Below are 16,040 nucleotides of genomic sequence, written 5' to 3'. Positions count from 1 at the left end.
CATTACTTTTTGATAAAAAATTTTTATCGTTTATGGCCGATTATTCAGGCGCAATGCGCGCCAGCAGCCAATCATTTTCCCATTCACCGCCCAGCAGGTAGTTATCACGCAGCGTGCCTTCCCACGCAAAGCCGCACTTCTCCAGCACCCGGCGCGAAGCGCGGTTCCCTTCGACCACCAGCGCTTTCAAACGATGGAAGCCCAGCTCAAAGGCGTAATCACACACCGCATTCAGCGACTCGGTGGCGTAGCCCTGCCCTTGGAAGGCGGGCAGCAGCATATAGCCTATCTCCGCCTGACGGTACGGCGCCCACTCCGGCATAAAACCGGTGACGCCAATGGCCTCGCCGGTTTTGCGCAGCCGGATCACCAGACAGAGCCAGTGGTGGCTCTCTTTGTTCCAGGCTGGCAGCCGCGACTCAAAGTGTTGGCGCACCTCCGTCTCGTCGCGGCGGTCAGCGACAAATGCCATCACCTGCGGGTTCTGTTGCAGCTGTTGGAACAGCGGCCAGTCGCGTTCGGTCAGCGGGGAGAGGATCAGTCGGGCAGTCTCTAGTTGCATCGGGTTCTCCAGATTACGTGACACAGATCTTCAAATGAAGAATTTATACTTTCGAACGAAAGGTTATTCCTTTTCTTCGGCCGGCCTTCTCTCCATAATGGTTAACGTCTGAGCAACAACTATTCCCCTTTTTACCGGCTGGAGAGAAGCCTATGACGGCGTTGACCATTGATAACATTCCCGAGGCGATCCGCAAAGTCAAACAGCAACTGCGGCGCGATCTGCCTGATTATGCGGAGGTTTTCCGCCAGGTCGAGCAGGATGTCGCCGCCCAGGTGGCGGCCATCCGCGCTGAGCTGGCGCGCGGCGAGAACCCGGTGCCGCAACTGGATGCCGACGATATCCTGCATGGCCGCGTCAGCGAGCAGCAGAAAGCCCTGATCCGCCAGCGCGGGGCCTGCGCCATCCGTGGCGTTTTCCCGCAGGAGAAGGCGCGCCGCTGGAACCAGATGATCGGCGACTATCTGGAGCAGAACAACTTTGTCGAGCGGCTGAAACAGGCGGCGGAGGACAACTACTTCGGCACCCTGGCCGCCAGCAAGCCGCAAATCTATGGCATCTACTGGTCACGCCCGCAGGTTGAGGCGCGACAGCATGAGCGGATGGAGGCAGTGCAGGTGTTCCTCAACCGGCTGTGGCAGTCAGAGAGCCACGGCACGCAGCACTTCGATGCCGGGCGGGTGGTGAGTTACGCTGACCGCACCCGCCGCCGGCCGCCGCGCTCCTCCTCCCTCGGCCTGTCGCCGCATGTGGATGGCGGATCGCTGGAGCGCTGGCTGGATGAGGGGTTCCGCCACGTCTACCGCCACCTGTTCAGCGGCGACTGGCGCGCCTACGATCCCTTTGCCGCCGAGGGGCGTACCGAGGTGCGCGAGTTCCCCTCGCCGGCTGTCTGCTCCATGTTCCGCACTTTTCAGGGTTGGACGGCCCTGACGCCACAGCGCACCCATGCCGGTACCCTTAACCTGATCCCGATTGCCAATGCGATGGCCTACATCCTGCTGCGCGCCCTGCAGGATGACGTGCCGGAGGATGAACTGTGCGACGCCGCGCCCGGCCGCGCGCTGTCGGTGTCGGAGAAGTGGCACCCGCTGCTGCTGGAGGCGCTGTCGCCGATCCCGGATCTGGAGCCGGGCGACACGGTGTTCTGGCACTGCGACGTGGTGCACGCGGTGGAGAATGAGCACCACGGCGAGTTTGACAGCAATGTGATGTACATCGCCGCCGCCCCCTGGTGTGAGAAGAACGCCGCCTACCTGTCGGGACAGGCGGCCAGTTTCCTCGATGGCCGCTCGCCGCCGGACTTCGCTGCCGATGACTTTGAGGTTGATTTCCAGGATCGCGCCACCGAGGAGACGCTGACGCCGCGCGGCCGCCGCCAGCTCGGTCTGGCATAGCCCCCCGCCACCGGCGCTGGCGCCGCCGGTGGCTTTTCTTTATAGTGGCTGCTTGTCATCGCACAGGGAAGCTGTCGTGCACTCCATGTTTGAGATGTTGCTGGCGGTGTTTGATCGCGCCGCCCTGATGTTGATCTGCCTCTTCTTTTTGACCCGCACCCGCGCCTTCCGCCAGTTGTTGCAAAAAGAGCAGCACACGCCGCGTGAACGGGCGGCGGTAACCGCCATCTTCTCCCTGTTCGCGCTGTTCAGCACCTACTCCGGCATCAATGTCGAGGGGTCGCTGGTCAACGTGCGGGTGATTGCCGTGATGTCTGGCGGCATCCTGTTCGGCCCGTGGGTCGGCATCATCACCGGCCTGATCGCCGGCATCCACCGCTACGCCATTGACGTGCACGGCATCACCGCCGTGCCCTGCCTGATCACCAGCGTGGTGGCCGGGCTGATGTCGGGCTGGATCCACCAGCGCGTTGACAAGCCGCGGCGCTGGAGCGTCGGGATTGCCGCCGGCATGGTGTGCGAGTCCCTGACCATGCTGCTGGTGGTACTGTGGGCCAGCCCGCTGTCGCTGGGGCTGGAGATTGTCTCGCGCATCGCCGTGCCAATGATCCTCGGTGCCACCTGCATCGGCCTGATTGTGCTGCTGGTGCAGAGCGTGGAGGATGAGAAGGAGGTGATCGCCGCGCGGCAGGCCAAGCTGGCGCTGGACATCGCCAACAAGACGCTGCCCTACTTCCGCAACATCAACCACGCCTCACTCACCACCATCTGCGACATCATCCGTGGCGACATCAAGGCGGACGCCGTGGCAATCACCGACACCAAAAACGTGCTGGCCTACGTCGGCACCGGCGCTGACCAGTACAACATTGGCCATGAGATCATCAGCGACATGACCAAGGAGACGCTGCGGCGTGGCAAGATCACCATCAAAAACAACGATGAGATGCACCGCACCCCGCAGATCCACTCGCTGATCATCATTCCGTTGTGGGAAAAGGGCGAGGTCACCGGCTCCCTGAAGATCTACTACTGCCGCGCCCACAAGATCACCTACTCGCTGAAGGTGATGGCGGTCGGGCTGTCGCAGATGATCTCCACCCAGATGGAGGTGTCGCGCACCGAACAGCTACGCGAGATGGCGAACAAGGCGGAGATGCGCGCGTTGCAGAGCAAGATCAACCCGCACTTCCTGTTCAACGCGCTGAACGCCATCTCCTCCTCGATCCGCCTCAACCCGGACACCGCGCGCCAGTTGATCATTAACCTGTCGCGTTACCTGCGCTACAACCTCGAGCTGAACGACGAGCTGATTGACCTGCGCAAGGAGCTGCATCAGGTGCAGGACTACATTGCCATTGAGCAGGCGCGCTTCGGCAGCAAGCTGACGGTGCTGTATGACGTGGATGAGGAGATCGCGGTGCCGATCCCGAGCCTGCTGATCCAGCCGCTGGTGGAGAATGCCATTGTGCACGGCATCCAGCCCTGCCGCGGCAAGGGCGTGGTGTCGATCAGCGTCAAGCACGCCGGTGACCGCATCCGCATCGCGGTGCAGGATACCGGCAACGGCATCCACCCAGAGGTGATTGAGCGGGTGGCGCGCAATGAGATGCCCGGCAATAAGATTGGCCTGCTGAATGTGCACCACCGGGTGTCGCTGATGTATGGCGAGGGGTTGCACATCCGTCGGCTGGAGCCGGGCACCGAGATCGCATTCTTTATTCCCAGAGAGGGTGGCAAGCACCCCGCCGCTCTGGTTTGACGCCGCATTGAGTGGGGAGAGGGCCGTGAAAGCCATTATTGTTGAGGATGAGTTTTTGGCTCAGGAGGAGCTGAAGTACCTGATTAACGCCCACAGCGACATTGAGCTGGCAGGCTGTTTCGATGACGGGCTGGACGTGCTGAAGTATTTGCAGGGCAATCCGGTGGACGCCATTTTCCTCGATATCAACATCCCGTCGCTGGATGGGGTGCTGCTGGCGCAGAACCTGAGCAAGTTCGCCCACCGCCCCTATATCGTCTTTATCACCGCCTACAAGGAGCACGCCGCCGAGGCGTTTGAGATTGAGGCGTTCGACTACATCCTGAAGCCCTACCACGAGGCGCGCATCGTCACCATGTTGCAGAAGCTGGAGGCGCATCACCGGCGCGACCGCCAGCCCGTGGGCGACCACCCCTCCCCGGCGCGCAGCAGCCACAGCATCAACCTGATCAAGGATGAGCGGATCATCGTCACCGACATCAACGAGATCTACTACGCCGCCGCGCAGGAGAAGGTGACGCAGGTGTTTACCCGGCGTGAGGTGTTCACCATGCCGATGAACATCACCGAGTTTTGCAGCCGCCTGCCGGAGGAGTTCTTCTTCCGCTGCCACCGCTCCTACTGCGTCAACCTCGGTAAAATCCGCGAAATTGTGCCCTGGTTCAACAACACCTACATCCTGCGCCTGAGCGATTTGCCGTTTGAAGTGCCGGTCAGCCGCAGCAAGGTGAAGGCTTTCCGGCAGTTGATGCGCATCTAGGTGCATTTCATTCCGCCCCGGAGGCATCTCATTCCCGATTCGATCACTGCTTGAAAAGCCGCCCCTATACTGGCCTCAGTGGGCAGACCAACAGGCGCCGAGCGCGGCCAACGGTCTGTTAATTTTGGCCCCGGAGGGGCCTTCGGCGCAGTAACGGGAGGCCGGCATGAACAGCAGTAAACCGGTAAATCGTGGTTTGATTGTTTTGGGCACCATCGTGGTACAGATGGGGCTGGGCACCATCTACACCTGGAGCCTGTTTAACCAACCGCTGGTGGAGACGTTCGGCTGGGCGCTGGGCGATGTGGCGACCACCTTCTCCATCACCAGCTTCTCGCTGGCGCTGGCCACGCTGTTCGCCGGCCGCTTGCAGGAGCGCCTCGGCATCCGCCGCCTGACCCTGCTGGCCGGGGTGCTGCTCGGCTGCGGCCTGATCGCCAGTTCGCACGCCACCTCGCTGACGCAGCTCTACCTGCTGGCCGGTGTGGTGGTCGGCTTTGCGGACGGCACCGCCTACATCACTACCCTCTCCAACCTGATCAAGTGGTTCCCGGAGCGCAAGGGGCTGATCTCTGGCATCTCGGTCGGCGCGTTCGGCACCGGCAGCCTGCTGTTCAAGTATGTCAACGCCGCCCTGATTGCCGAGCATGGCGTCTCACAAGCGTTCCTCTACTGGGGCCTGATTGTGATGGCGCTGGTGGCAGCCGGTTCGTTGCTGTTGAAAGAGAAGAAAGTGCCAGCGGGCCAACCGGTGCAGGCCAGTGGGCTGGGGCGTGACTTCAGCGTGCGCGAGATGCTGGCGACCAAAGAGGCCTGGCTGCTGTTTATGATCTTCTTCACCGCCTGCATGGGCGGCCTCTACCTGATTGGCATCGTGAAGGATATTGGCGTGCGGCTGGCCGGGATGGATCTGGCCACCGCGGCCAACACGGTCTCCGCCATCGCCATCTTCAACACCGCCGGGCGCATCATCTTGGGCGCGCTCTCAGACAAGGTGGGCCGGATGCGCGTCATCAGCTTCACCCTACTGATGACGCTGCTGGCCGTGAGCACCCTGAGCTTTATGAGCCTCACGCCGATGCTGTTCTTCGTCTGCGTCAGCATCATCGCTTTCTGCTTTGGCGGCAACATCACCGTCTTCCCGGCTATCGTTGGTGACTTTTTCGGGCTGCGCAACCACAGCAAGAACTACGGGCTGGTCTATCAAGGCTTCGGCATCGGCGCGCTGGCCGGTGCCTTTATCGCCGCCCACTTCGGCGGCTACCACACCACCTTTATGGTGATTGGCGTGATGTCGCTGCTCTCGCTGCTGGTGACGCTGCTGATCAAGCCACCGAAAACCGAACCGGCCACGCGCGCCCTGCCCTCCCGGCAGCACGCCTGAGTCACCCCGCCGCCCATCCTTTGATGGGCGGTTTTTATTTCGCCCCGCCTTGCAATTCCCCCGCTGCCCTGACAAAAATCTCCCTTTGGCTTGACCTTTCCACACAGCACCCAAGGATTGAGCATGGAACTGACTGCCGGACAAAATATCCCGTTAACTGACCCCACGTTGTGCCTGACGCTGAATTACCAGCGGATGCCCGCCTTCCGCAGCGAGCTGGACCCCTCGGCCTTTATGCTGGATGCCCACCAGCGGGTGCGCGGCGACAGCGATTTCATCTTCTTCAACCAGCCCGCCACGCCCAACCGCAGCGTGGTGCTGGAGACGGCCCCAGAGCAGGCGCGGTTTACCGTCGATCTGCGCCAGGTGGATGCTGGCGTGAGCAAAATTGCCCTGACGCTGGTGATTGACGGGCCGGATACCTTTTCCCAACTGACCAACCTGACGCTGGAGATCGGCGGCCACGCCCGCTTTGCCCCGCCGTTGCAACAGCGGAGCGAAAAGGCGCTGATTCTGGCGGAGATCTACCGCTATCAAGGCGGCTGGAAGCTGCGCGCGCTGGGGCAAGGGTTCAATGGCGGGCTGGAGCCGCTGGCCACCCACTTTGGCGTCGAGGTGGATCAGGCGGCCCCTCCGCCAGCGGCCACGCGCGGCGTGGTGGATCTGGAGAAGCGGCTGGCGCAGCACGCGCCCCGGCTGGTGAGCCTGGCGAAAAAGGCGACGGTCAGTCTGACCAAGCACCGCTTGCAGGATATGCAGGCCAAAGTCGCCTTTGTGCTGGACGCCTCCGGCTCGATGACCCAGCAATTCAGGAAGGGGAATGTGCAGGCGATTCTGGATCGCATTGCCGTGCTGGCGGCGCAGTTTGACGACGATGGCAGCATGGAGCTGTGGGGATTCGGCGAGCGCCACCAGAAATACCCGGACGTCACTCTCGATAACCTCGATGGCTATATCCACATGATCCAGGGCATCGGCAAGCGCCGCATGGGCGAGATCCTGCCCGGCCTCGGCGGCGTCAACAATGAGCCGCCGGTGATGGAGGAGATCATAGATACTTTCAAAGGGAGTGACTGCCCGGCCTACATCGTCTTTATTACCGATGGCGGCATCAGCAAGACCCGCGCCATCAAGGAGGCAATCCGCCGCTCCGCCCACTACCCAATCTTCTGGAAGTTCGTCGGCCTTGGCGGCCAGAACTACGGCATTTTGGAGCAGCTGGACGACTTCACCGATCGCCGTGTCGATAACAGTGACTTTTTCGCCATTGATGATTTTGCCCGGATGGATGACGGCCAGCTCTACGACCTGCTGCTGACGGAGTTTGCGCAGTGGTCAATGGAGGCGCGTCGGCTGGGCATTTTGCGCTAGCCGCCGCCGATAAAAAAAGCCGGTCATCATGACCGGCTTTTTTATGCCTTACGCGATTTAGGCTGACTCAGCTTGCAGGGGCTGCAACCGCATGCCCAGCGACTGGCGCAGGTAGGCTCCGGCGCCCAGCAGGCCCGGCTGGTCGTGGGTGATCATGTAGACCGGGATGTCCGCCAGATAGTCCTTGAAGCGGCCCTTGTCCTCAAAGGCGGCGCGGAAGCCGGACGCCTTGAAGAACTCCAGGAAGCGCGGGACGATGCCACCAGCGATGTAGACGCCGCCAAAGGTGCCGAGGTTCAGCGCCAGGTTGCCGCCAAAACGGCCCATGATGACGCAGAACAGCGACAGCGCCCGGCGGCAATCAATGCAGCTGTCTGCCAGCGCGCGTTCGGTGACATCCTTCGGTTGCAGGTTCTCCGGCAGGCGCTCATCCGCCTTGACGATGGCGCGGTAGAGGTTCACCAGCCCCGGCCCGGAAAGGATGCGCTCGGCGGAGACGTGCCCCAGCTCGCCGCGCAATTGCATCAGAATAATGTCCTCCTCCACGCTGTTTGGCGCGAAGTCAACGTGGCCGCCCTCGCCCGGCAGGCTCACCCAGCAGTTGCCAGCCTGCACCAAGTGCGCCACGCCCAGCCCGGTGCCCGCGCCGTAGACCGCGACCGGTTTACCGGCCTGCGCCTTTTTGCCGCCAAACTGCAATACATCCTGCTCGCCCAGCATCGGGATCGCCATGGAGACCGCCGTGAAGTCGTTGATGATCTCCAGGTGGCTGAAGCCGAGGTTCTGCTTCATCTCCGCAATGGAAAATGCCCAGGTGTGGTTGGTCATCGCCACCCAGTCACCGGTGATCGGGCAGGCAATGGCGATGCAGCCATCCTCCACCACCGCTTCCGGGTGCTCCGCCAGGTAATGCCGAACCACGGCCTCCAGGCTCTCAAATTCCAGACCGGAGAAGGTCTTGGCCTGGGAGATCTCGCCGCTGTCCAGCGCGCAGAGCGCCAGACGGGCATTGGTGCCTCCCACATCGCCCACCAGGGAATATTTGTTCATTGAGGTACTTCTCCACGAAAAGGAATGTTATTGGCTGCGCACACTGTAAATTTCCCCCTGCAAAACAACAATGCCGATACACCGGCCTCCCGCTTTTTAGTGATCTTGATCACAAAAATAAGCCGGGACTTTCGTTTGCCGATGATAAATTATCCAGCCCCCACCGCACTGGCACGGCGTGCAAAATAATAGGGGCTTCTTTTTCCTACGGAAAGACGAGGATTCCGATTCCAGCAATCACTCCCCGCCGAGTGCATAACGCACCGCAGCGGCGGCATGCAGCGCCGTGGTATCAAACACCGGCACCTGCGCATCCTGCGCGCCCACCAGCAGCGCAATTTCGGTACAGCCGAGGATGATGCCACCGACGCCCTGCGCCTCCAGCTTGCGAATAATTGCCTGATAGGCGGCGCGCGAGGCGTCATTGATGATACCGAGGCACAGCTCCTGATAGATGATGCGGTGCACGGTTTCACGATCCGCTTCTTCCGGCACCACCACCTCGAGGCCAAAGCGCTCCGCCAGCCGCGCCTTGTAGAACGGCTCCTCCATAGTGAAGCGGGTGCCCAGCAGCGCCACCCGCTGGATGCCCTGCGCCTGCACCGCCTGCCCGGTGGCGTCGGCGATGTGCAGCAGCGGCAGGCCGCCGAGACGCTCAATCTCATCGGCTACCTTGTGCATGGTGTTGGTACAGAGCACCACCGCCTCCGCGCCCGCGCGCTTCAGGGCGGCGGCGGCCTCGCCCAGCACCTGCCCGGCGCGCTGCCACTCCCCCTGCGCCTGCATCTGCTCAATCTGCTGGAAATCGACGCTGTAGAGGATCAGTTGGGCGGAGTGCAGCCCGCCCAGCTCGGCTTTCACCTGTTGGTTGATCAGGCGATAGTACGGCACGGTGGACTCCCAACTCATGCCGCCAAGTAATCCCAGGGTTCTCATGTGGCTCTCCAGGTGTTCAGGCTGATGCCGGAACATACCCCAATTTCAGCCGCGCGAGGAGAGGCGCGCGTGCTGTTTTTGCGCCCGGCGGTGCAACCGCGCGTGGAGAAAATCGAACAACCCGTTGTAGGCCACGGTGTAGGGCAGAAAAAATAGGAAAAAGGCGACCTCCAGCATCAGGGCCTGCCACAGCGACACATTGAGGATCCAGGCGGTGACGGGCAGCGCAATCAAAATGAAGCCCCCTTCAAAGCCCAGCGCGTGCCCCACCCTCACCCACAGGGTACGGGCCACCCGCTGCGGCGGCCAGCAGCGGTCAAAAAGTGTGTTGTAACTAATATTCCACAGCAGGGCAATCAGCGACAGGACAATTGCTACCGTTCCCATCTGCCACAGGGGTCGCCCCATGATCCACGCCGCCAGCGGTGAAACCAGCAGGATAGCCAGCACCTCAAAGCCAATGGCATGGACAATACGTGTACGCAGGGATTTAGGTTTCATGGTCAGCCTCTCTTGGTCGTGGAACGCCATCATCATCGCTTTCGGTGATAGGACAAAGTGGGCTAACATCGATAAAAACGATAGGAGCACTGATGCGCTACTCTCCTGAAGCTTTGATTGCCTTTGTTGAGGCGGCGGATGCTGGCTCTTTCTCGGCGGCTGCGCGCAAGCTGCGCAAGAGCCAATCGACCATCAGCGCGGCCATCGCCAATCTGGAGGCGGATCTGGGGCTGACGCTGTTTGACCGCCACAGCCGCACCCCGGCGCTGACGCCACAGGGGCGGCGAGTGCTGAGCCACGTGCAGGCGATTCTGGCCGCCAGCGAACGGCTGGATGCGCTGGCCGTGCGGCTCGGGCAGCCGGTGGAGCCGCGCCTGACGCTGGTGCTGTCGGACACCTATGCCCCCAGCCACTATGAGACGCTGCTCGGCCACTTTGGGACACGCTACCCGGAAATTGAGTACGAATGCATGATTGCCGAACGGGAGGATGTCACTGACCTGTTGCAACAGGGACGGGCGCACATCGGCATTCTGGAGAGCCTGTCTGCCTACCCGCCGGATATCGCCCATGCGCGCCTGCCGGAGCAGACGGAGATGGCGCTCTATGTCGCCCGCAGCCACCCGCTGGCGGCACAGGCGCACGTCAGTGCCACCCAGCTTGGCACGGCGCGCCAGCTCTGCCTGACGCTCTATCACCGCCGCGCGGCCGCCCTACCCACCGGGCTGTTCTGGTCGGCCCCCAGCTACCTGATGCTGATGGAGATGGCGGAACAGGGCTTCGGTTGGGCCGTGCTGCCGCGCTGGCTGGTGGAGCAGTATGGCAAAGGGACACTGGTGGCGTTGCCCGCCGAGGGCTGGCCGATGCGAGTGGACGTGGATGTGGTGTGGTCGAAACAGAACCTGCCCGGCCCGGCGGGCAGTTGGTTCCTTGATCAGCTGATCGCCGGGCCGGCTGCCTCAGTGTGAGGCCTTGCCGCAGTTGCGCTGCTCAATGGCTGTGGTGACGGCGCGCAGCAGCACCGGCACATCCTGTTTGGGCAGTACCACCTCCACCAGCGCCAGACGATCCGGCTCCGCCAGTTGCGCCAGCGCCTGCCGCAACTGCGGCGGATCGGTGACGCGCAGCGTAGTCACCCGATCGGCCTCTGCCCCCAGCGCTTGCGGCAGCTGCGTCCAGTGCCAGGCGGCGATGTCGTTGTAGCGCTGCTCCGGGCCGTGGATCGCCCGTTCAACGGTGTAGCCCTGATTGTTGAAGACAAAAATCAGCGGCCGCAGGCCATCGCGGATCATCGATCCCAACTCCTGAATCGTAAGCTGCGCCGCGCCATCGCCAATCAACAGCACCACCCGCCGCGCCGGGCAGGCGATCTGCGCGCCATAGGCCGCCGGTAGGGTGTAGCCAATCGACCCCCACAGCGGTTGCACTAGCATGTCACAGCCGCTGGGCAGCCTCAGGCTGGCCGCGCCAAAGCAGGTGGTGCCCTGATCGGCCAGCAGGATGTCGCCGGGGCGCAGGAAGGTTTGCATCGCCTGCCAGAAGGCCGGCTGATCGAGCTGCCCCGAGGGCGGAGAGGGTGCCACGCGCCCAAGCGATGGCAGCCGCCAACGCGCCAGATGGCGGGCCACCACCGGTTGCAGCGCCGCCAGCGCGACGGCCATCGGCAGCTGGCTAAACTGTCGATTGCCCACCTGCGCCATAAAGGGGTGGAGATCGATGCGCTTCGCCTGTGGCAAGCAATGGCTGAAGCCCGCGGTGATGGTGTCGGTGAAGCGCACGCCCACGGTGATCACCGCCCCCGCCTCCTCTAACGGGCGGCGCACCGGTTCCGGGCTGGCCGCCCCGGTATAGGTGCCAAGGAACGCCGGGTGTTGCTCATCCAGCACTCCCTTGCCGAGCAGCAGCGTGGCATTGGCGATCGGCGTGGCCGCCAGCCAGCGGTTCAGCGACTCCGCCACGCCAAAACGATGGGCCAAAAAATCCGCCAACAGGGCCACGCTGTCGGCATTCGCCAGCAGGTTATCGGCGGCTTCGGTGAAGGCGTGCAGCGCCTCCGGTGAGCAGGCGGCCTCGGTGCGTGCCAGCGGCAACGGCATTGCGGCCACCGGCAACGCCGCCACATCGCTCGGCAGCAGCAGGTAGCCAGGGCGGCGCTGGTGCAGGACGGCCGCGATCACCCGGTCAATCTCCGTTAGCGCGTTCTCCGCCGTCAGGCTGGCCTGCGCGACCGTCACCTCTGACGCCATGCGCAGGAAGTGGCCGAACTCGCCATCCCCCAGCGTGTGGTGCAGCAGCTCCCCGCCGCGCTGCGAAGACAGCGGCGGCGCGCCAACGATGTGAATCACTGGCACATATTCGGCATAACTGCCGGCGGTGCCGTTGATGGCGCTCAGCTCACCGACGCCAAAGGTGGTCAGCAGCGCCGCCGCGCCACGCTGGCGGGCATAGCCATCCGCCGCGTAGGCAGCGTTCAGCTCGTTGGCGCACCCCACCCAAGCGATCTGCGGGTGGTCAATCACGTGGTCAAGAAACTTCAGGTTATAGTCACCCGGCACACCAAACAAATGGCGGATGCCCACCTCTGCCAGCCGTGCCAACAGATAATCCCCGACGGTACCCCTTTCACTCATCATGACCCCCTGCGTTATGGTTGGACTCCAGCATTAAGTATCGTGAAAACGGTGAGTGCAGCGAATTTTCTCCCAGCCTATTGATTGGCAAGCGGGCGTTACAGCCACGGCGGGCGCAGGCGCGCGGGATCACACTATTGACGGGATGAATGGAACGGTTCTGATTCAGGGGGTTAAGCTGCCAGGGCTGTTTAAGATGTGATCCAGCTGGCATTGGCGCGCCATGTAAACGTCTACACTACAGCGCGACTTTCTCTCATCGATAAGGGACAGATATGGTGTACCAAGCCAGCCCGGCGCGTTATGACGCCATGGAGTACCGCCGCTGCGGCCGCAGCGGGTTGAAGCTGCCAGCCATCTCACTCGGCTTGTGGCATAACTTTGGCGACGCCACGCTGCTGGAGAACAGCCGCCAGCTGCTGCGCCGCGCCTTTGATCTGGGCATCACCCACTTTGACCTCGCCAATAACTACGGCCCGCCGCCCGGCTCCGCCGAGCTGAATTTTGGCCGCATCCTGCAACAGGATCTGCGCCCCTACCGCGATGAGCTGATCATCTCCTCCAAGGCGGGCTACACCATGTGGGACGGCCCGTATGGCGACTGGGGTTCCAAGAAGTATCTGGTGTCGAGCCTCAACCAGAGCCTGACCCGGATGGGGTTGGAGTATGTTGACATCTTCTACCACCACCGCCCCGACCCTGATACCCCGCTGGAGGAGACGATGGCGGCGCTGGACTTGCTGGTGCGTCAGGGCAAGGCGCTCTATGTCGGCCTCTCCAACTATCCGGCGGAGCGGGCACGGCAGGCGTTTGAGATCCTGACCGACCTCGGGACGCCCTGCCTGATCCACCAGCCGAAGTACTCGATGTTTGAGCGCGGCGTGGAGGCGGGTCTGCTGGATGCGCTGGAGGAGCACGGCGTCGGCTCAATCGCCTTCTCACCGCTGGCCGGTGGGCAGCTGACTGACCGCTACCTGCATGGCATCCCGGCCGACTCCCGCGCCGCCAGCGGCAGCCGCTTCCTCAATCCAGACCAACTGACAGACGAGAAGCTGGCGCGGGTACGGGCACTGGACGCACTGGCACAGCAGCGCGGGCAGAAGCTCTCCCAGATGGCACTGGCCTGGGTGCTGCGCGGCGACCGCGTGACCTCGGTGCTGATTGGCGCCAGCAAAACCAGCCAGATTGAGGATGCGGTCGGCATGTTGCAGAACCGCACCTTCAGCCAGCAGGAGTTGGACGCCATCGAAGAGATTTTGGTGTAAGCGCTTACCTGGACAGGCAAGTTTCCGGATAAGCCCGCTATTTGGCGAGGCCAGTACGTTGGCCTTGCCAAATGCCGAGCTACCGGCAGGAACACTTTCATTAACCTTTAACGACGTGCCCACCTTCACCCGCTGATTGACGCGCGCTGCCGCACCGGATTAGATTAGGCTGCTTATCAATGCATTTACCCAGCATTGTCCCACGCTCCACAGTTTTCACCTTGGCATTACGTGAAAAATAACTCTTAATATCAAGCTATTACCCTCGATCTCCCTCGCTAAACCTGTGCCAGCCAGCTCCCGCCTCTCTCCACAATTTCCCCATGATCTGCCGCTTTGTCAGTGATCTGTTAAGAGGGGTAAAGGATTCAAAAGGGCGCATTGTCTTATAGAAGTTGCTTATGTTTAGCCGTATACCTATGCCATCCACTACGGTGGTCTGGAGGATAATAAGAATGGTTAAAGTAAAAACACTTTTGTTGAGCACCCTGTTTGTCGCCTTGTTACCGGCTGTCCTGCCTGCCAAGGCGGGGGGCCTCGATTTACGGATGCCCGGTCTGTCGCTCTCCATCGGTGACCGCGACCGGCATGGCAACTACTGGGATGGACACCGCTGGCGTGACCGTGCCTGGTGGGGCCGTCATCATCCCCGCTTCCACCGGCCACCGCCGCCCCCACCGCGCTGGCACCACGGCCCGCCCCGTGGTCACGGCTGGGGGCATGACCACGGCCACGATCATGGCCGCGGCCATGGACATCATTGATAACGGCAAAGACACACACAGCACATAATAAAAACAAATAAAAAAAGGCAGGCCCAAGGGCCTGCCTTTCTCTTTTCTGCCTGTTAGCGGAGCATGCTGATCAACAGGTAGGCGTTCAAGCCAATCACCACCACCACAATCATCCGCCCTAAATTCTGCATCAGCGGGGTGTTGGTCATCTCCCCCATCAGCTCGCGGTTGCCGGTAAAAGAGAGCAGTGGCAGCAGCGCCAGCGCAATACCGAAGCTCAGCAGCACCTGGCTCATCACCAGAATTTTGGTGGCGTCCATTCCCATCAGGATCACGATGAACGAGGGCAGCATGGTCACCACGCGGCGGATCCAGAGCGGGATATAGAAGCGCACAAAGCCCTGCATCACCACCTGCCCTGCCAGCGTGCCCACCACCGTGGAGGAGAGGCCGGCGGCCACCAGACTGAGGCCAAAGATGGTGGCCGCGGCGTGGCCCAGCAGCGGCTCCAGCGTCAGGTAAGCCTGATCCAGCTCACTGATGCCGCTGTGGCCGCTGAAGTGGAAGGCCGCGGCGGCGGTTGCCATCATCGCCAGATTGACAAAGCCCGCGATGGTCATGGCGATCGCCACGTCCAGCTTGGTGGAGGAGTAGCGCTCCGCCTTGGAACTGGAGCCGGAACGCTGGGTGAGCGACGAGTGCAAATAGATGACATGCGGCATAATGGTCGCGCCCAGAACGCCCGCGGCCAGATAGACTGCCTCCGCGCCCGGCAGCGATGGCAGCGCCATCCCCTTCACCAGCTCCGTCATTTTGGGCTGCGAGAAGAACAGCTCCACAATGTAGGCCGCCGCCACAAACAGCAGCAGGCCGCCAATCACCCACTCCAGCGGCTTCTGCCCACGCCGCTGAATCGCCAGGATAATAAAGGTGGCAATGCCGGTCAGCACGGCCCCCTGTAGCAGCGACACGCCGAGCAGCAGCTTAAAGCCAATCGCCGCGCCGATGAACTCCGCCAGATCGGTCGCCATGGCGATGATCTCCGCCTGCACCCAGTAGGCCCACACGGCCGGGCGCGGGAAGCGGTCACGGATATGCTCCGCCAGATTCTTGCCGGTGGCGATGCCCAGCTTGGCCGACAGCAGCTGGATTAGCATGGCCATCAGGTTGGCCCACACCACCACCCACAGCAGCTGATAGCCGAACGAGGCCCCCGCCTGAATATTGGTGGCGAAGTTACCCGGATCGATGTAGCCAATGGCGGCGATAAACGCCGGCCCCATGAGGGAAAGTTTGATTTTTCTGGACGTGCGGCTGGTGGAGTCAGCGCGGCTGTTCAGCATAGCCTATAACCCTTAATCATTGTGAGCTTACCGCCATCATCAGGTTAATGAGAATCATTATCAAGCGTAATTCCATCGCTTCTCTGTATCTCACTGATAGGCTGCAGTGATGTGTCTAAAGAGTTGTGGGAACGAAGACCACAGAGTCCCCTGTATTTTGAGGGTTTTGCCGTTCGAAATTTACCCAGTCCGCGAGAATTTAGCGCGTACTATCGCAATTATTAAAACTAGCACAAATATTCAGCTGGCACATGTGTTTCTTAAGTGGCTGATAAATGCGCCATTTCGTTGCTTTTAGCAGCATGACTTTTTATATTTGCAATTGATGTCTCGTTTTTAATGTAG

Annotated in this window: 14 protein-coding genes; 8 read left to right on the top strand and 6 right to left on the bottom strand. The window is 61.7% G+C overall.

Annotation, left to right across the window (positions count from 1 at the left end; all coding sequences use genetic code 11):
- Nucleotides 1-40: 40 nt before the first annotated feature.
- Nucleotides 41-562, bottom strand: a complete 522-nt coding sequence (locus tag C1N62_RS04680) for a GNAT family N-acetyltransferase (RefSeq protein WP_137762530.1) — start codon at nt 560-562, stop codon at nt 41-43.
- 152 nt (nt 563-714) lie between these two features.
- On the opposite strand from C1N62_RS04680, the gene C1N62_RS04675 reads away from it, so the two are divergent.
- The 5 genes from C1N62_RS04675 to C1N62_RS04655 all read left to right on the top strand — a co-directional run bounded on the left by C1N62_RS04675 (nt 715) and on the right by C1N62_RS04655 (nt 7,236).
- Nucleotides 715-1,959, top strand: a complete 1,245-nt coding sequence (locus C1N62_RS04675; RefSeq protein WP_137762529.1) for a DUF1479 domain-containing protein — start codon at nt 715-717, stop codon at nt 1,957-1,959.
- 76 nt (nt 1,960-2,035) lie between these two features.
- Nucleotides 2,036-3,721 carry a sensor histidine kinase gene (locus C1N62_RS04670; protein WP_137762528.1) on the top strand — a complete coding sequence of 562 codons (1,686 nt, stop codon included), beginning with the start codon at nt 2,036-2,038 and terminating at the stop codon, nt 3,719-3,721.
- Nucleotides 3,722-3,746: 25 nt separating this feature from the next.
- Nucleotides 3,747-4,481: a LytTR family DNA-binding domain-containing protein gene (locus C1N62_RS04665; RefSeq protein ID WP_137762527.1), complete on the top strand. Its 735-nt coding sequence runs from the start codon at nt 3,747-3,749 to the stop codon at nt 4,479-4,481.
- A gap of 166 nt (nt 4,482-4,647) precedes the next feature.
- Nucleotides 4,648-5,865 (top strand): OFA family MFS transporter, encoded by a 1,218-nt coding sequence (locus tag C1N62_RS04660; protein ID WP_137762526.1) that lies wholly within the window; start codon nt 4,648-4,650, stop codon nt 5,863-5,865.
- 123 nt (nt 5,866-5,988) lie between these two features.
- On the top strand, nt 5,989-7,236 hold the full coding sequence (locus tag C1N62_RS04655; protein ID WP_137762525.1) for a VWA domain-containing protein: 1,248 nt from the start codon (nt 5,989-5,991) through the stop codon (nt 7,234-7,236).
- Nucleotides 7,237-7,293: 57 nt separating this feature from the next.
- On the opposite strand, the gene glk is transcribed toward C1N62_RS04655, so the two are convergent.
- The 3 genes from glk to C1N62_RS04640 form a co-directional block, all read right to left on the bottom strand.
- Nucleotides 7,294-8,286 (bottom strand): glucokinase, encoded by a 993-nt coding sequence (gene glk / locus C1N62_RS04650; RefSeq protein WP_137762524.1) that lies wholly within the window; start codon nt 8,284-8,286, stop codon nt 7,294-7,296.
- A gap of 237 nt (nt 8,287-8,523) precedes the next feature.
- On the bottom strand, nt 8,524-9,222 hold the full coding sequence (locus C1N62_RS04645) for an aspartate/glutamate racemase family protein (protein WP_137762523.1): 699 nt from the start codon (nt 9,220-9,222) through the stop codon (nt 8,524-8,526).
- Nucleotides 9,223-9,267: 45 nt separating this feature from the next.
- Nucleotides 9,268-9,723, bottom strand: coding sequence for a multidrug/biocide efflux PACE transporter (locus C1N62_RS04640; RefSeq protein WP_137762522.1), 456 nt, complete (start codon nt 9,721-9,723; stop codon nt 9,268-9,270).
- A gap of 92 nt (nt 9,724-9,815) precedes the next feature.
- Here C1N62_RS04640 and C1N62_RS04635 point away from each other — a divergent pair, with 92 nt between their 5' ends.
- A complete protein-coding gene (locus C1N62_RS04635; protein WP_137762521.1) occupies nt 9,816-10,691 on the top strand; it encodes a LysR family transcriptional regulator in 876 nt (291 codons plus the stop codon).
- Here C1N62_RS04635 and C1N62_RS04630 read toward each other — a convergent pair.
- Nucleotides 10,683-12,353: an alpha-keto acid decarboxylase family protein gene (locus tag C1N62_RS04630; RefSeq protein ID WP_137762520.1), complete on the bottom strand. Its 1,671-nt coding sequence runs from the start codon at nt 12,351-12,353 to the stop codon at nt 10,683-10,685. The genes C1N62_RS04635 and C1N62_RS04630 overlap by 9 nt on opposite strands.
- Before the next feature lie 275 nt (nt 12,354-12,628).
- On the opposite strand from C1N62_RS04630, the gene mgrA reads away from it, so the two are divergent.
- Nucleotides 12,629-13,618 (top strand): L-glyceraldehyde 3-phosphate reductase, encoded by a 990-nt coding sequence (mgrA, locus tag C1N62_RS04625; RefSeq protein ID WP_137762519.1) that lies wholly within the window; start codon nt 12,629-12,631, stop codon nt 13,616-13,618.
- Between the two features lie 455 nt (nt 13,619-14,073).
- Nucleotides 14,074-14,382: a DUF2502 domain-containing protein gene (locus C1N62_RS04620; RefSeq protein ID WP_137762518.1), complete on the top strand. Its 309-nt coding sequence runs from the start codon at nt 14,074-14,076 to the stop codon at nt 14,380-14,382.
- A gap of 83 nt (nt 14,383-14,465) precedes the next feature.
- On the opposite strand, the gene C1N62_RS04615 is transcribed toward C1N62_RS04620, so the two are convergent.
- Nucleotides 14,466-15,695 carry an Nramp family divalent metal transporter gene (locus C1N62_RS04615; protein ID WP_137762517.1) on the bottom strand — a complete coding sequence of 410 codons (1,230 nt, stop codon included), beginning with the start codon at nt 15,693-15,695 and terminating at the stop codon, nt 14,466-14,468.
- Nucleotides 15,696-16,040: the final 345 nt, after the last annotated feature.

It is taken from the genome of Nissabacter sp. SGAir0207 (genome assembly GCF_005491205.1).
GTDB lineage: Bacteria > Pseudomonadota > Gammaproteobacteria > Enterobacterales > Enterobacteriaceae > Chimaeribacter.
Note: the sequence above shows the minus strand (reverse complement) of the source record. Positions and strands in the feature narration are given on the sequence as shown.

What these genes read in the sequence shown, in the direction of transcription:
- C1N62_RS04680 (WP_137762530.1), bottom strand. Translation starts at nt 562, where the DNA reads ATGCAACTAGAGACTGCCCGACTGATCCTCTCCCCGCTGACCGAACGC.
- C1N62_RS04675 (WP_137762529.1), top strand. Translation starts at nt 715, where the DNA reads ATGACGGCGTTGACCATTGATAACATTCCCGAGGCGATCCGCAAAGTC.
- C1N62_RS04660 (WP_137762526.1), top strand. Translation starts at nt 4,648, where the DNA reads ATGAACAGCAGTAAACCGGTAAATCGTGGTTTGATTGTTTTGGGCACC.
- C1N62_RS04655 (WP_137762525.1), top strand. Translation starts at nt 5,989, where the DNA reads ATGGAACTGACTGCCGGACAAAATATCCCGTTAACTGACCCCACGTTG.
- glk (WP_137762524.1), bottom strand. Translation starts at nt 8,286, where the DNA reads ATGAACAAATATTCCCTGGTGGGCGATGTGGGAGGCACCAATGCCCGT.
- C1N62_RS04645 (WP_137762523.1), bottom strand. Translation starts at nt 9,222, where the DNA reads ATGAGAACCCTGGGATTACTTGGCGGCATGAGTTGGGAGTCCACCGTG.
- C1N62_RS04640 (WP_137762522.1), bottom strand. Translation starts at nt 9,723, where the DNA reads ATGAAACCTAAATCCCTGCGTACACGTATTGTCCATGCCATTGGCTTT.
- C1N62_RS04635 (WP_137762521.1), top strand. Translation starts at nt 9,816, where the DNA reads ATGCGCTACTCTCCTGAAGCTTTGATTGCCTTTGTTGAGGCGGCGGAT.
- C1N62_RS04630 (WP_137762520.1), bottom strand. Translation starts at nt 12,353, where the DNA reads ATGAGTGAAAGGGGTACCGTCGGGGATTATCTGTTGGCACGGCTGGCA.
- mgrA (WP_137762519.1), top strand. Translation starts at nt 12,629, where the DNA reads ATGGTGTACCAAGCCAGCCCGGCGCGTTATGACGCCATGGAGTACCGC.
- C1N62_RS04620 (WP_137762518.1), top strand. Translation starts at nt 14,074, where the DNA reads ATGGTTAAAGTAAAAACACTTTTGTTGAGCACCCTGTTTGTCGCCTTG.
- C1N62_RS04615 (WP_137762517.1), bottom strand. Translation starts at nt 15,695, where the DNA reads ATGCTGAACAGCCGCGCTGACTCCACCAGCCGCACGTCCAGAAAAATC.